At 59.7% G+C, this 13,693-nt stretch carries 9 protein-coding genes; all 9 read left to right on the forward strand.

The annotated features are described in order from the left end of the window. Positions 1-15: 15 nt before the first annotated feature. The 9 genes from M655_RS04340 to M655_RS04380 all read left to right on the forward strand — a co-directional run bounded on the left by M655_RS04340 (position 16) and on the right by M655_RS04380 (position 13,662). Positions 16-1,017, forward strand: a complete 1,002-nt coding sequence (locus M655_RS04340; protein ID WP_026558020.1) for a proline dehydrogenase family protein — start codon at positions 16-18, stop codon at positions 1,015-1,017. A gap of 166 nt (positions 1,018-1,183) precedes the next feature. After that, entirely contained in the window at positions 1,184-3,556 is a 2,373-nt protein-coding gene (locus tag M655_RS04345; protein ID WP_026558019.1) for a DUF8815 domain-containing protein, read from the forward strand. Continuing rightward, positions 3,553-4,479: an ABC transporter ATP-binding protein gene (locus tag M655_RS04350; protein WP_025848279.1), complete on the forward strand. Its 927-nt coding sequence runs from the start codon at positions 3,553-3,555 to the stop codon at positions 4,477-4,479. The genes M655_RS04345 and M655_RS04350 overlap by 4 nt, the downstream gene beginning before the upstream one ends. Continuing rightward, a complete protein-coding gene (locus M655_RS04355) occupies positions 4,476-5,369 on the forward strand; it encodes an ABC transporter permease (protein WP_025848281.1) in 894 nt (297 codons plus the stop codon). The genes M655_RS04350 and M655_RS04355 overlap by 4 nt, the downstream gene beginning before the upstream one ends. A 3-nt stretch (positions 5,370-5,372) precedes the next feature. Further along, positions 5,373-7,076, forward strand: a complete 1,704-nt coding sequence (locus tag M655_RS04360) for a DUF8809 domain-containing protein (RefSeq protein ID WP_026558018.1) — start codon at positions 5,373-5,375, stop codon at positions 7,074-7,076. A 16-nt stretch (positions 7,077-7,092) separates the two neighbouring features. Beyond that, positions 7,093-8,076, forward strand: coding sequence for an AAA family ATPase (locus M655_RS04365; protein WP_007782969.1), 984 nt, complete (start codon positions 7,093-7,095; stop codon positions 8,074-8,076). Next, entirely contained in the window at positions 8,073-8,954 is an 882-nt protein-coding gene (locus tag M655_RS04370; protein WP_026558017.1) for a DUF58 domain-containing protein, read from the forward strand. Before M655_RS04365 ends, M655_RS04370 begins: the two co-directional genes overlap by 4 nt. Before the next feature lie 21 nt (positions 8,955-8,975). After that, positions 8,976-10,835, forward strand: coding sequence for a vWA domain-containing protein (locus tag M655_RS04375; RefSeq protein ID WP_026558016.1), 1,860 nt, complete (start codon positions 8,976-8,978; stop codon positions 10,833-10,835). After that, complete coding sequence (locus M655_RS04380) at positions 10,825-13,662, forward strand: VWA domain-containing protein (RefSeq protein ID WP_026558015.1); 2,838 nt, start codon at positions 10,825-10,827, stop codon at positions 13,660-13,662. Before M655_RS04375 ends, M655_RS04380 begins: the two co-directional genes overlap by 11 nt. Positions 13,663-13,693 lie beyond the last annotated feature (31 nt).

Here is a 13,693-nt window from a genome sequence, read left to right on the forward strand (position 1 = left end):
AAAGGAGAGAGAGCCTTGACCGATCAGGAAAAGATGACCGCCCATGTATTGAAAGCGATCGCCCGGGATGCGGGCATGAAAGAGTTTGTACAGAACACGCCCAAGCTGTACCGGATGCTGTTGGCCGCAGCAAAGCGCTACGTGACGGGAGAGACGCGCGAAGACGCGATGCGTGTCGCGGCCAGGCTGAAGCAAAGCGGCTATTTGCTCTCCGTCGAGCACATCGGCGAAAATACGATGGACCGAGGAGAGGCGCAGCTCGTCAAGCAGGAATTTTTGCAACTTGCCACAGACTGCTCCCGGCTGGACACTATGGCCAACATCTCGTTTGATCTGTCGCATCTGGGGCTGTTGTTTCAGCCGAAGACAGCGTTTGAGCATGTGGCGGAGATGGCGGAATGCGCCAAGGCGCACGGGCAGTATTTGATGATTAGCATGGAGGAGTCAGCGAAGACCGAGGCGATTTTGCAGATGTACGAGCGGTTGACGGAGCGGCACGACAATATCGGGATTACGCTCCAGGCCCATCTGCACCGTTCCGTGGCTGATCTGAAGCGCCTGCTGCATCTGCCGGGCAAAATCCGCCTGGTCAAAGGCGCGTTTCAGGAGCCGCCGGAGCTGGCGCTGGCGAGGTCCTCCGAGCTGAACGAGCGGTATTTGCTGCTCGCGGACATGTGTGTGGAGGCTGGTCACGAATGCGCTCTGGCGACGCACGACCAGGCGCTGGTCGACGTGCTGAACGAGCGCGGGTATTGGCATCGTCCGCAAGTGGAGGCGGAGCTGCTCTACGGCGTGCGGCCCGAACTGGCCCGGGACTTGCGCAAACGGGGCGTGCCTGTCCGGCTGTACTTGACGTACGGAACCGAGTGGTACTTGTACCTTTGCCACCGCCTCGCCGAATATCCGCCGCACGTGCACCAGGCGATCGCCGACATGTTTGACCCGTCGCGGATTGACGACGCGAGCTATGACGTTACCGAAGAAACCGAAGCCGTTTGCCCCAGCCACCTCGCCTAGCGTGAGGTGGTTTTCGGTTTGGCGGCCTTTTGCTTTTGCGCCGGGCTTTACGCAATCGCTCTCCTTTTCAAAATAAACTGTAGCTTTTTGTCTGCCCCAAACGTCTATACGTGTAGTAAAAAGGCGAATGAGCTGCAAACGAATAGACCATGGGGGTTTTAAGCGAATGAAAACGGCGAAGTGCAAACGATGGCTTCTTTCCACGTGTACGCTCCTCCTGCTGCTGGTGTGGGGACACGCCCATCCGGGAGCAATCGCCCTGGCAGAAGGAACGATCCAGTTGGGCGTGAGCGTGGGGATCGACGGAGTGTACAGGGAAGAGGGGCTGGTGCCAGTCGTGGTGACCGCGACAAACGGAGGCACCGATGTGGAAGGCGACCTGATGGTGGCGACAGGAAACAGGGGAAACAACCAGTATTCTGTCGCCTATTACCAGCCAGTGTCCATTGCCAAAGGCGCGACCAAGCAGGTGACGATCATGGTCCCCGGCTCGGAGCTTGACAGCAGTACATACGTGGCGCTGATGGAAAAAGACAAGATCGTGGCGAAAGCCCCTGTAAGCGGCAGACGGTACAGCTACGACACCCTGATGATCGGGGTGCTGGCGCAAAGTGCCGATACGGCCAATTTTTTGGGGATGCTGCCAAAGGATACTTTTCCCAACGACGTCAAAACAGTGCCGATGAAGCCGGAGCATGTTCCGACATCCGGCGCGCAGATGCAAATGCTCAGCATGCTCGTGCTGAACAACTTCGCGCTGGACTCGTTGAATGAACAGCAGATTCAGGCGATACGCGACTGGACCAAATCAGGCGGCAAGCTCGTTCTGGCAGGGGGCGCCCAGTACCGGAAAACAGCCGGGGCGCTGGCTGACCTGTCTCCTGTAGAAGTGAACCAGGTGACGAGTGTGAAGACGCTTGCCAGCATGAAGGCGGAGAAAACGAACCCGATCGGCTTGACGGCACCGTTTACCGTCAGCAGCGGTACTTTGAAGGCAGGCAACGTGTTGTACAGCGAAGGAGCGATTCCGCTGTTTGCCGTCCACAGCGTCGGCGAAGGCAAGGTGCTGTACGCCGCCTACGACCTCGCGGAAGAGCCTGTCGCGAGCTGGGCGGGGAATGGCCGGTTCTGGTCCGACCTTTTGCTCAAGGCGTTTGGCTCCTCGCTTAACGACTACAAGTCTTCATCGTTTGACCGCATCTGGCCGCTGCATGACGCAGCCGACATGAATCCGGCCCTGAAAATTCCCGAGGTCAGTTGGTTTGCGCTGTTTTTTGGCGTGTACGCCCTGATTGCCGGGCCGATCCTGTTTTTCATTTTGCGGGCATGGCGCAAGCAAAGCTACATGTGGGTCGTCGTCCCGTCGCTGTCGCTGCTTACGGGAATCGGAATTTTCTCGTTTGGCGCCATGCAGCGCGGCGAAGGGGTGCTGATTCACCAGACGGGCTTCGTCCAGTTGCAAAACGACGGACAAGCAAAAGTGAACAGCGTGACCTCGTTTTTTGTCCCGAGCAGTGGCGATTACCGCCTGACCGTAAAAGGCCAAGGCCAAACCCAGCCGGTGCTGGAGCGAAACCGGGCCAACGAAATTCCGAAAATATGGGCGTTCGCCCAAAGCGATCAAACCGAAGTGCAGTTCCGCGACGTAGAGTTCTGGTCGACGCGCAAGGTGGCGACAGAGCAAACGATTTCGGATGTGGGCAGCTTCGAGTCGAATCTGTCCTACAGCGAAGGCACGTTGAAAGGAACCGTCACGAACAAGACCAAATTCGCCCTGCGCGACCTGACGATTTTCTCGGGAAGCCAACTGCAGGAAATACCGGAGCTGGCTCCGGGGGCGAGCGCAGAGGTCAATCTGCCTTTCCAGCCGTCCGCACAGGCGAGATTCGGGCATCGACAGTCGTATGCCATGCAGGCCTTGCCTGCGCATATGCGCTCCTTCCAAAACGAGCGGACGCGCGAGCAGGTCATGATCGAGATGCTGGAAATGACCGGGCGCAGAGGCAACCAGTCTGAAATCGTCAGAATCGTGGGCTGGACCAACCAGCCGGTTGTCGATGCCGCCGTGCAGCCAGAAAACGCCAAGACAGACAGCATCGCCCTGGTCACTTCGGAGCTGAAGGTGCAGCCGTCCAAGGACGGGCATGTGTACTACCCGACAGGGACATTTGACGTCACGCTGGCAGGCAGCTCCGTTCCGGTAGTGGATGAGGGCGACGGCTACCGTCTCGAGGCAGGAGATATCACATTTGACATCAATCTGAGCCAGGAAGGCAAAAAGCTGGCGATTACCAACGTGTACCTGTACACCTGGTCCGATGACAACACGACGTTTGCCAAAGAAGTGTACAACTGGAAGACAAAAGCCTACGATCTGTATGAAAAAGCGTTCAACAACAATGTCATGACAGGCGACAAGGCCGCTGACTATGTCTCGGCCGACGGCATGCTGCGCATCAAGTTTGCCCATCAACTGCCCGATCAGCGCCACATCGGCATTCCGAACGTCAGTGTGGAAGGGAAGGTGAGCCCGCTGTGATTCAAATCCGCAATTTGTGCAAGAGCTACGGGAAAATGCAGGCGTTGAAGAACTTGACGATGGATATTGAAAAAGGCACGGTGTTTGGCTTCGTCGGTCCGAACGGGGCGGGAAAATCGACGACGATGTCCATTTTGGCCACCTTGCTTGCCCCGACGAGCGGCAAGGCGTACGTGGGCGGCTACGAGGTGACGAGCCACCCGAAGGAAGTGCGCAAGCTGATCGGCTACATGCCGGACTTTTTCGGCGTCTACGACAATTTGACGGCAGAGGAGTACCTTGATTTTTACGGAGCGAACTACGATATTCCGGCGGCGCAGCGAAAGCAGATCATTCCCCAACTGCTCGATCTGGTCAATCTCAGCCACAAGCGGGATGCCTACGTCGACTCTTTGTCGCGGGGGATGAAGCAGCGGCTCGGGCTTGCCCGTTCGCTTGTGCACAACCCGGAAGTGCTGATCTTGGATGAGCCTGCTTCCGGCCTGGACCCGCGGGCGCGGATTGAGCTGCGGGAGATTTTGAAAGAGCTGCGCGACATGGGCAAGACGATCATTATCAGCTCGCACATTTTGCCCGAGCTGGCCGAGATGTGCGACGTCATCGGAGTGATCGAGGAAGGGACACTGGTGGCGTTTGGCCGGGTGGACGAGATTTACGCCAAAATGCAGGAGCAGCGAGTGCTGCGCATCCGCCTGACCGGACAGTTCGAGGAAGCGATGACCCGCCTGCGCGAAATGCCTGTCATTACGAGCGTGACGCGGGAAGGGAGCTGGGTGGTCGCGAGCTTTGCGGGAAACGACGAGCAGCAGGTGGAGCTTTTGCGGGAGCTTGCGGTCGCAGGCTATCCGGTGGCGGCTTTCAATGAAACGGTCGGCGATCTGGAAGACATCTTTTTGGAAATTACGAAAGGGGTGGGCTCATGAACGTCCTGAGACGATTGCGCAACCCTGTCCTGTTCAACGAGTGGAAAATGCGGATGCGGACGAACCGCTCGCCGTGGATCATTCTCTTTTACTTGCTGGTGCTGGGAAGCATGACCTTGCTCGCGATCTTTTTCATGACCAACGGCGGCAGCTACTACAATCCTGGCGAGACGCGGGAGCTGTTCATGATGCTGTCAGTCATGCAGCTTGGCATGATCGGTTTCGTCGTTCCGGGACTGACGGCCGGCGTGATCTCGGGAGAGCGCGAACGGCAGACGTTGAGCATCCTGTTGACGACGAATGTGAGCGCCACGCGGTTGATTTTGGGAAAATGGCTGGCCTCGCTCAGCTTCATGACCTTTCTCGTCTTTGCCACGATTCCGCTGTACGCCATCGTCTTTTTGTACGGGGGTGTCTCTCCGCTTCAACTCGTCAAAGTATTCGGCTTTTATGCGATTACCATGTTTGCTGCCGGCAGCATCGGCGTGCTCATGTCGACGCTCATCAAGCGCACGGGAATTGCTACGGTTGTCACCTATGCCATGGCGTTCGGTATTGCCATCGGGAGCAGTGTGCTGGCGGAAATCATTCGCGAGTTTATTCGCTATCAAAACCGGATGAATCAGGTCGCCTCTGCGCCTATGCCGATCTGGCCCGATCTGTTGCACAGCATCAATCCGGTGCTTGCCATGCTGAACATTTTTGATGAAGGGCCAGTCCGTGACTTGCGGGGCATAGCCAACCAGCAGAGCTTCTGGGCGAGCATTGATCCGTTCTGGTACTACTGCCTCTTCTATGGCGCGCTGACTCTCGGATGCCTGCTGCTTGCGATTTACTTCATCCAGCCCGTGCGGGGCAGGGTGCGCAAAGCGGCCGCAAAGGAGCAGTAAGCCATGTTTACGCCGAAAACCGACAATGAACTGAAGTCACTGCTGGAGCCGGTGCGCAGGCAACTGCAAAAACAGGTGCTGCTGCACCATGTAACACAGTACGGCTTGTGGGGAGCGGGGGGAAGCGCACTGCTTCTCCTCGTTGCCCGTTTTTGGCCGATCCCGTATTACCAGTGGTTTGTGGCGGCGCTGATTCCGTTGGCGCTGCTCGCGGGAGGGCTGGTTGCGCTCCGAAAAAAACCGACGCTTTTGCAAAGCGCGCAGGTGGCAGATGGAAACGGCCTGGCACAGCGGGTCGAGACAGCGTGGGAGCATCGCGAAAGCACTTCTTCTGTCGCGGTCATGCAACGGGAAGACGCCCTGCGGCACTTGCGCAAAAACTTGCCGCACATTATCGAGAGCATTCGCATTTGGGCTGGTTTGCAAAAAAAGCTGTACGCGACGGGCGGCTTGCTTGTGGCGAGCTTGCTCCTGGCGATTTTGCCGAATCCGCAGGATGGCATCCTCGCCCAGATGGCCCTGGAAAAACAGGCGATCGCCCAGGTGGAAAAAGAAATCGAGGCGATCAAGCAGGAGGCGAAAGCGAGCGAAGGCTTGAGCGAAGCACAAAAAAAGCGGCTTGAGGAAATGCTGGAACAGGCGAAAAAAGCCGTGGCAAAAGCAAATGATCCCGCCGAACGGCTCAACGCGCTGCGAGCGGCGGAAAAGCAACTGGAAAAGTTGCGGGCAGCGGAGCAGAGCAAGGCGGCGTCGCTGCAGAGCTTGCAGCGCAGCCTGGGCGGCCAGCAGTCGACAAAGTCGCTCGCGGACGCTCTCGCAAAAGGCGACCGCGAAGCGTTGACGGCTGCGCTTGCCCAGATGGCAAAAGCGATGGAGACGCTGGGTGAGCAGGAGCGGGCGGAGTTGACCCGTGAGCTGGAAAAAGCGGCAGAGCAACTGAAAAAAGACGCGGAGGCAGCCAGCTCGCAGGAGTTGGAGGAAGCCGCCAAACAACTGGCGCAGGCGGCCCAGGAGCTGGCCGCCGGCCAAGACCCGCAAGCGCTGGCTGCGCTGGAAGCGAGCATGCAGCAAGTGCTGGCAGAAGCCAGGCAGTCACAGCAGGCGATGCTCGCCGCTGCACAGGTGGCAGCCTCGCTCAATCAGTCGCAGATGACGCTGGCAAGCGCCAGGGCTGCCGCTGGCAATAGCGGGAGCGCGGGAGGCGCTGCGGCGGGAGCGGCCGGGGCAGGACAGGCGGTGCCGGCTGCCACGACACCTGGCGGCAGCCCGGCAGCATCGGGCACGGGCACGGCAGCAAACGCGAATCAGGCGCCCCCGCCTGCAAACGGCAGCCAGGGAGCAGGGCAAGGAAACGGCGCAGGCAACGGCGCGGGCAATGGTTCCGGGAAAGGGGCGGGCTTGGGCAACGGAAACAGTAAAGGCGCGGGAGCCGGGCTTGGCGAAGGAAAACACGAGCTTGTCACCGTCCCGTCCAGCCGCATCGGCTCAGACAGTGGTCCAACCGAAACAGTAGGCGGTCCGCTCGGCGCGGGGCCATCCCAGTCGCAGCAAAGCGGCAACACGCAGGTGACCTCCGGAGGAACGCTGCCGTATGAGGAAGTGTACGGCCAGTACGAGCAATTCGCCCGCGAAAGCATGGAAAAGGGCAGTATTCCGGGCGATTATCAAGACATCGTCAAAGACTATTTCAGCAAAATCGAACCATAAAAAGGAGGGCGCGGCTGTGGCACAGCAAACAATTGAGGATTGCCTGCAGCGGGTAGAGCTCGTCAGGCAGGAAATCGGAAAAGTACTGGTGGGACAAAAAGACGTCGTCGAGCAGCTTTTGTGGGCGGTTTTCGCAGGCGGGCACGCGCTGTTGGAGGGCGTTCCCGGGTTGGGGAAAACGCTTCTGGTAAAAACGTTGTCCCAAGCCTTCGAGCTTTCGTTTCAGCGCATCCAGTTTACGCCTGACCTGATGCCGACCGATATTACCGGAACGAACATTCTTTTGGTAGACGAGACAGGGCAGCAGTCGTTCCAGTTCCAGCACGGGCCGATTTTCGCCCATGTCGTGCTCGCGGACGAGATCAACCGGGCGACGCCCAAGACGCAGAGCGCGTTGCTTGAGGCGATGCAGGAGCGCACCGTCTCCGCAGGGGGCGTCACTCGTCCGCTGCCTGCGCCGTTCTTCGTTTTGGCGACGCAAAACCCGCTGGAGCAGGAAGGGACCTATCCGCTGCCGGAGGCGCAAATGGACCGCTTTTTGCTGAAAATCGACGTGCCGTACCCGACGGCAGACGAGTTGAAAACGATCGTGACGCGGACGACGACCGGACAGTCTGTGCAGGTGGAAAAGGTGGCTTCGGGGGAGCAGATCGCCCACATTCAGCAGGCGGCCCGCGAAGTTTTGGTGGCAGACGCGGTGCTCGATTACGCCGTCAAGCTGCTGCTCGCCACCCATCCAGGGGAGCAGGCCGTCGCCTCGGTCAACCAGTACGTGAGAAACGGAGCAGGTCCGCGCGGCGTGCAGGCGATCGTCTCCTTGGCAAAAGTGCGCGCGCTTTTGGCGGGACGCTACAATCTCGCCTACGAGGACGTGGAGGCGGTAGCGCTGCCGGCCCTGCGCCATCGGATTTTCCTCAACTTTGAAGGCGAGGCGAGCGGCGTGCGCGCCGACCAGATCGTCCGCGATATATTGACTGCGCTGGCGAGGGAAAAAGCATGAGTCAGCACTTGCTTGCCCCGTCGTGGCTGGCCCGGCTGGAACGGCTGCAGCTTGCGACGAGAAAAGCCGTCAGCGGCAACCGCGCGGGAAAGAGGCGGTCCAGACAGCTCGGCAGCTCGATGGAATTTGCCGATTTTCGGGCGTACGTGCCGGGCGACGATTTGCGGCAGTTGGATTGGAATGCGTATGCGCGCTCCGGAAAGCTGTTTTTGAAAAAGTACCTGGATGAAACCGAGCTGCACGTGAACCTGTACATTGATTGCAGCCGCTCGATGAGCTACGGTCAGCCGAGCAAGCTGTCGCGCTCGGTCCAGATTGCAGCGGCCCTGGGCTACCTGTCGCTGTGCCAGCTCGATCACGTCTCCGTCTACGCCTTCGACAGCCGCATCGTCGCGTCTTTGCAAGGGTTGCAGGGCAAAGGCCAGGCGCACAGGCTGCTGCATTTTTTATCATCGGTCCAAGAAGGCGGCACGGGTGATCTGCACGCCGCGCTCCGCCAGCCGGGCGCGGTTCGGGGCCAAGCGGGGATTTCGATTGTGCTGTCCGACTTTTTGTTTCCGGCGGGATACGCAGAAGGGCTGGCTTACTTGCAGGCAGCACGGCAGGAAGTGACGCTGGTGCAGGTGCTTTCCCAGGAAGAGCTGCAGCCTGCCTACGCGGGAGAGCTGCGCCTGATCGACGCAGAGACGAGTCAGGCAAAAGAAGTGTTCATGACCGGACTGCTGCTCGCCGAGTACCAGAAAAGCTTGCAGGAGTATCGGCAGGAGTTGGCCGCCTTTGCCTATGGGAGAGGAATCGCCTTTACAGGAATCGAGGCGGAGCAATCATTGGAATCCATCGTCTTTCACGTATTTCGGCAGGCGGGCATGATTCGCTAGAGAGGAGGGAGAGGAACAACTATGCAGTGGATGGGTTTGGGCAACTTGTGGTTCGCGCTGATAATCCCGGCCATCATCGTCCTCTACCTGCTCAAGCGAAAAGTAGAGGACCGTGTCGTGCCGAGCACGCTGCTCTGGCAGCGCACCTTGCAAAACTGGGAAGCGGTGCGGCCGTGGGAAAAGCTGCGGCGCAACCTGCTGCTCATCTTGCAGCTTCTGGCGGCATGTTTGCTGGTGTTGGCGCTGACCAGACCGGCGCTGCCGACGGAAGGGATTGCGGCCGAGCATACCGTGCTCGTCGTCGATACGTCAGGCAGCATGCTGGCAAAGGAAGGCGAAGAGACGAGGCTGGCGCGGGCTGTGTCTGAGGCGAAGGCGCTGGTAGAAAAGCTCGGCAGCGGGCAGACGATGACCTTGATCGCGGCGGGAAGCGAGCCGAATGTGCTCGTGTCCAAGAGCGCAGACCAACAGGAGCTGCTGGCGGCGCTGGGGAAGCTGACGGCCAATTTGGGGGCGTCCGATCCGCTGTCTGCGCTTTCGCTGGCGGGAGCCATCGCGGCGAACGAGCCGGGAAGCGGGGTCATCTGGCTCGGGGATGGACATGCCGAGCACAAGCTTGTTCCTCAGGCGCTTCCGGCTTCGTCCGCGAGCTTCCGGTTCGTGCAGATGGGACGGTCGCGTGAAAATGCGGGCATTGCTGCCTTCGTGACGCAGCCTGGGCAACAAGGCACAGAGGCGCTTTTGCGCGTGGACAACTACGGCAGCGCGCAGTCGCGGGGAACCGTGACTGTTTTTGACGACCAAGGCAAGCTTTTGGACACCGACTCTTTTGCGATCGAAGCGTCCGGCTCTAAGACTTTTTCGTTCAAGGAGCTGCCGAAGTCGCCAGCCTATCGCGCCGTGATCGAGCCGGAGCAGGATAGTCTGATGGAAGACAATGCGATCTGGAGCGTGCCCTTTGCGGCGAGCAAAGGAAAAGCCGTGCTCTACACCCCGGCGGGCAACCGCTTTTTGCATCAGGTCATGCAGACGGTTGGCAGCATGGAGGTGGAAACGGTCCAGAAAGCTCCCGAGCCGAATGCGGAAGCACGCGATCTGTGGGTATTTGACGGCGAAGTGCCGGACAAGCTGCCGCCGGGAAACATTCTCGTCATTGCGCCCGACAGGAAAACGGACTGGCTGCCGCTCGCGGGAGAACAAGAGTTGAATCAAGGACCGCAAGCGGTATCCGCAGACGATCCGCTGCTCAAATACGTGGACTGGCGCGAGGTGCATATTGCCAAAGCGGCGGTACTGGGGGAAATGCCGGGGATGAGGGCAGTAGTTCGTGCGGGCGACGTGGAGCTGGTCCGGGCAGGCGTGGTGGACGGCCGGAGAATCGCCGTCATTGCCTTCGACCTGCACAATTCCGATTTTCCGCTGCGTCCGGCTTTTCCCATCTTCATGCAAAACGTCGTGAACTGGCTCTCGCCTGCACAGGCGACGCCGATTGCCACAAGTCATCCCGGGGATGTGCTCACGATCCCGCTGACACCGGGCGCAATAGAGCGGCGCGTGACCTATCCAAACGGACAGCAGCAGCCGATCGCGGCGGAAGGGACCGTCTGGACGATGCAAGTGCCCGAGCAGCTCGGGCTGTACCGGATTGACGAGACGGCAGATACGGGGACGGTCAGCCGCTATTTTTCCGTGCGAATGAGCGATGCCGAATCGGATATTACGCCAAAAACGCTCAGTGTCTTCAGCGCTTCGGCCGGACAGAGCGAAGGAGAGCAGCAAGCGGCAAGCGCGACAGGTACGCAGGAGCTGACGTACTGGCTGGCAGCGCTCGTCCTGCTTGTTTTGCTGGTGGAATGGAGGGTGTACCAGCGTGGGTATTAATTTTACACAGCCGTTGTTTCTGCTGCTTTTGCTGCCCGCGGCATACCTCGTGGCAAGCTGGTGGCGGAAGCAAAAGCAGATGCCTGCAAGCCGCAAAGCCGTCATTTCCACGGTTCGCCTTGTCCTGTTTGCGCTGCTCGTCCTCGCTTTGGCAGGTACGCAACTGCTCACCCCTGTTCAGGCGAAAACGGTTGTGTTTGTCGTGGACCGTTCCGCCTCGATGAAGGACGATCCGCGTGTCCTCTCCTTTTTGCGTGAGGCCATCGGGCAAAAGCGCCCGGAGGACAAGTACGCCATCGTTGCCGTCGGAGCGGAAGCGGCGGTCGATCAGCCGCTGACGACGCGCGCAGAACTTGCGCCGCTCGGCGTCGAAGTAAACCGCCAGGCGACCGATCTCGCAGAAGGGATTCGGCTCGCTGCGGCCATGATCGGCAGCAACACCCGAGGCAAAGTCGTGCTGCTCACGGATGGCATCGCGACGAGCGGAGATGCAGCCAGGCAAACGAGACTGGCTGCGGAGCGCGGCATCGGCGTAGAGGCTGTCTCTTTGCAACAGCCGCAAGGAGACGAGGTCGTGCTGTCCTCCGTGCAGGTTCCGCAGCGGTTGTACGCTGGCGAGGAATACGCGATCACGGTCGATGTGGACAGTACGCTCGCTACCGAAGCGACGCTGCGATTGTACGAAGGAAATCGCGCAGCAGGCGAGCAAACGGTTCAGATTGATAAAGGGCACAATCGCTTCGTCTTTTCGCAAAAGGCGATGGAGCAAGGCTTTCATCGCTACCGCGTCGAAATCGAGCCGCGCCGCGATACCGTCCAGGCGAACAACCAGGCGACTGCCTACACACAAGTGGCAGGCGCTCCAGTCGTCCTCGTCGTCGAGGGCCACCCGGGCGCGGCAAAAAATCTCATCGAGGCGCTGCAGGCGGGCAACATGCAGGTGGAACTGCGCGAGCTTGCCATGCTGCCGAAGGAACTGGAAGGCTACAAGCAGTACGCGACGATTGTTTTGGCCGATTTGCCTGCAACACAGGTGAGCGATGCCGACATGGAACGAATGCGGACGGCTGTCCGCGACCTGGGCATCGGTCTGGTCATGACAGGGGGCAGTGACAGCTTTGGGATGGGCGGCTGGTTCCAGACGCCGATCGAGGAGGCGCTGCCCGTGCACATGGATTTGCGCGGAAAAGAACAGCTTCCTTCGCTTGGGCTAGAGCTGGTGATCGACAAATCCGGCAGCATGAGCGCCGATGCGAAGGGCGTCGACAAAATGGAGCTGGCGAAGGAAGCGGCGATACGCGCCACGACCATGATGAATCCGCAAGACTACATCGGGGTGATCGCCTTTGACGGCAGTCCGTGGGAAGTGGTTGCGCCCCAGGCGGTCACGAAGCAGGAGACGATCCATCAGCAAATTGGCGGCATCTACGCCGATGGCGGAACGGATATTTACCCGGCGCTGCAGTTGGCGTACGAACGGGTAAAAACAATGAACACGCAGCGTAAGCACGTCATTTTGCTGACAGATGGACAGTCCGGCATGCAGGACGATTACCAGGGACTTTTGCAGCAGATGACGTCCGAAAATATTACGGTGTCCACCGTCGCGGTCGGCGATGACGCAGACATGCAGCTTCTGGAAATGATTGCGCAGGCGGGAAATGGCCGTTACTACTTTGCCAACGATGCCGAGTCGATTCCGAAAATTTTCAGCAAGGAAACGGCGCTGGCCAGCCGCACGTTTATTGTGGAAAAGCCGCAAATACCGGAGGTGACGGGAGCCGGGATGTGGCCGAGCCTGCAGCACGCGCTGCCGCCGCTGCGGGCGTACGTGGCGACGACGGCGAAACAGACGGCGGAGACTTCACTTCTGAGCGCGGATGACGATCCGATTTTGACCCGCTGGCAATACGGGCTTGGCCGCTCTGTTGCCTGGACGAGCGATCTCGAAGGCAAATGGGCGCCGGACTGGATCGGCAACGGGCGGCTCTGGAACGAAGTGGTCGCCTGGACGTTTCCGCAGGTTGCCGAAGGAAAGTGGAAGACGCAAACGAGCATCAACGGAGCGACAGGCAGCGTCAAAGTGACGATGCCTGCCGGGGAGAGCCTGCCGCAAGAGTTGGAGGCGGTCGTGCTCAACCAGAAGATGCAGCGCGAAGTCATCAAGCTGAAGCCGATTGCGCCCGGCGTCCTGGAAGGCCAGTTTGAGACGGCAGAGCCTGGCACGTATATGATCCAGATTTCGGAAAAAGCGCAGGGACGGGTATTGGCGAGCCAAACGACAGGACTGACCGTCTCTTACTCGCCTGAGTACGGCATGACGCCGGACGGGGAAAAAGAGCTGCGCACGTGGCTGCTCGCGGGCGGCGGCAAGCAGATTGCCGAGCCGGAGGAAGTATTTGGCGGGGAGCTTCCCGAGAAATGGGATACCCAGTCGATCAGCGAATGGCTACTGATGCTTTCGGCCTTGCTGCTGCCAGTAGACATCGCCGTGCGCCGCCTGCAACTGCCGGAACAGTGGTGGGCCAAGCTTGCGAACCTGTGGCGCAGGCGGTCAGCACCAGCAGCAGCGGCTGGACAGCAAGCCGTGTTTGACAGGCTTTCCGACAGGCGCGCTGTGCTGACGCGCTTGCGGCCGGATGCCGCTGTGCAGGAGCAGGAGGGCAAGGCCAAGCCTGCGTCACAAGTACGGGCAGCCGTGGAGCCAGCGAAAAACAGGCCGGAAGCAGCGGCGCGAACACAGCAGCAAGCTCGCGCAGAGAGCGAGGATGCAGACGACACGTTGAACAGGCTGCTCGCGGCCAAGAAGCGGCGGAGCAAGCCGTAAGTCGCCAAGGCCTTTTGTACGCGGTAGAACA

Source organism: Brevibacillus sp. NSP2.1, from assembly GCF_000470975.2.
In the GTDB taxonomy this organism is placed as follows: Bacteria; Bacillota; Bacilli; order Brevibacillales; family Brevibacillaceae; genus Brevibacillus; species Brevibacillus agri.

Coding starts and splice junctions, on each gene's coding strand:
- M655_RS04345 (WP_026558019.1), top strand. CDS start 1,184: ATGAAAACGGCGAAGTGCAAACGATGGCTTCTTTCCACGTGTACGCTC.
- M655_RS04370 (WP_026558017.1), top strand. CDS start 8,073: ATGAGTCAGCACTTGCTTGCCCCGTCGTGGCTGGCCCGGCTGGAACGG.
- M655_RS04355 (WP_025848281.1), top strand. CDS start 4,476: ATGAACGTCCTGAGACGATTGCGCAACCCTGTCCTGTTCAACGAGTGG.
- M655_RS04375 (WP_026558016.1), top strand. CDS start 8,976: ATGCAGTGGATGGGTTTGGGCAACTTGTGGTTCGCGCTGATAATCCCG.
- M655_RS04360 (WP_026558018.1), top strand. CDS start 5,373: ATGTTTACGCCGAAAACCGACAATGAACTGAAGTCACTGCTGGAGCCG.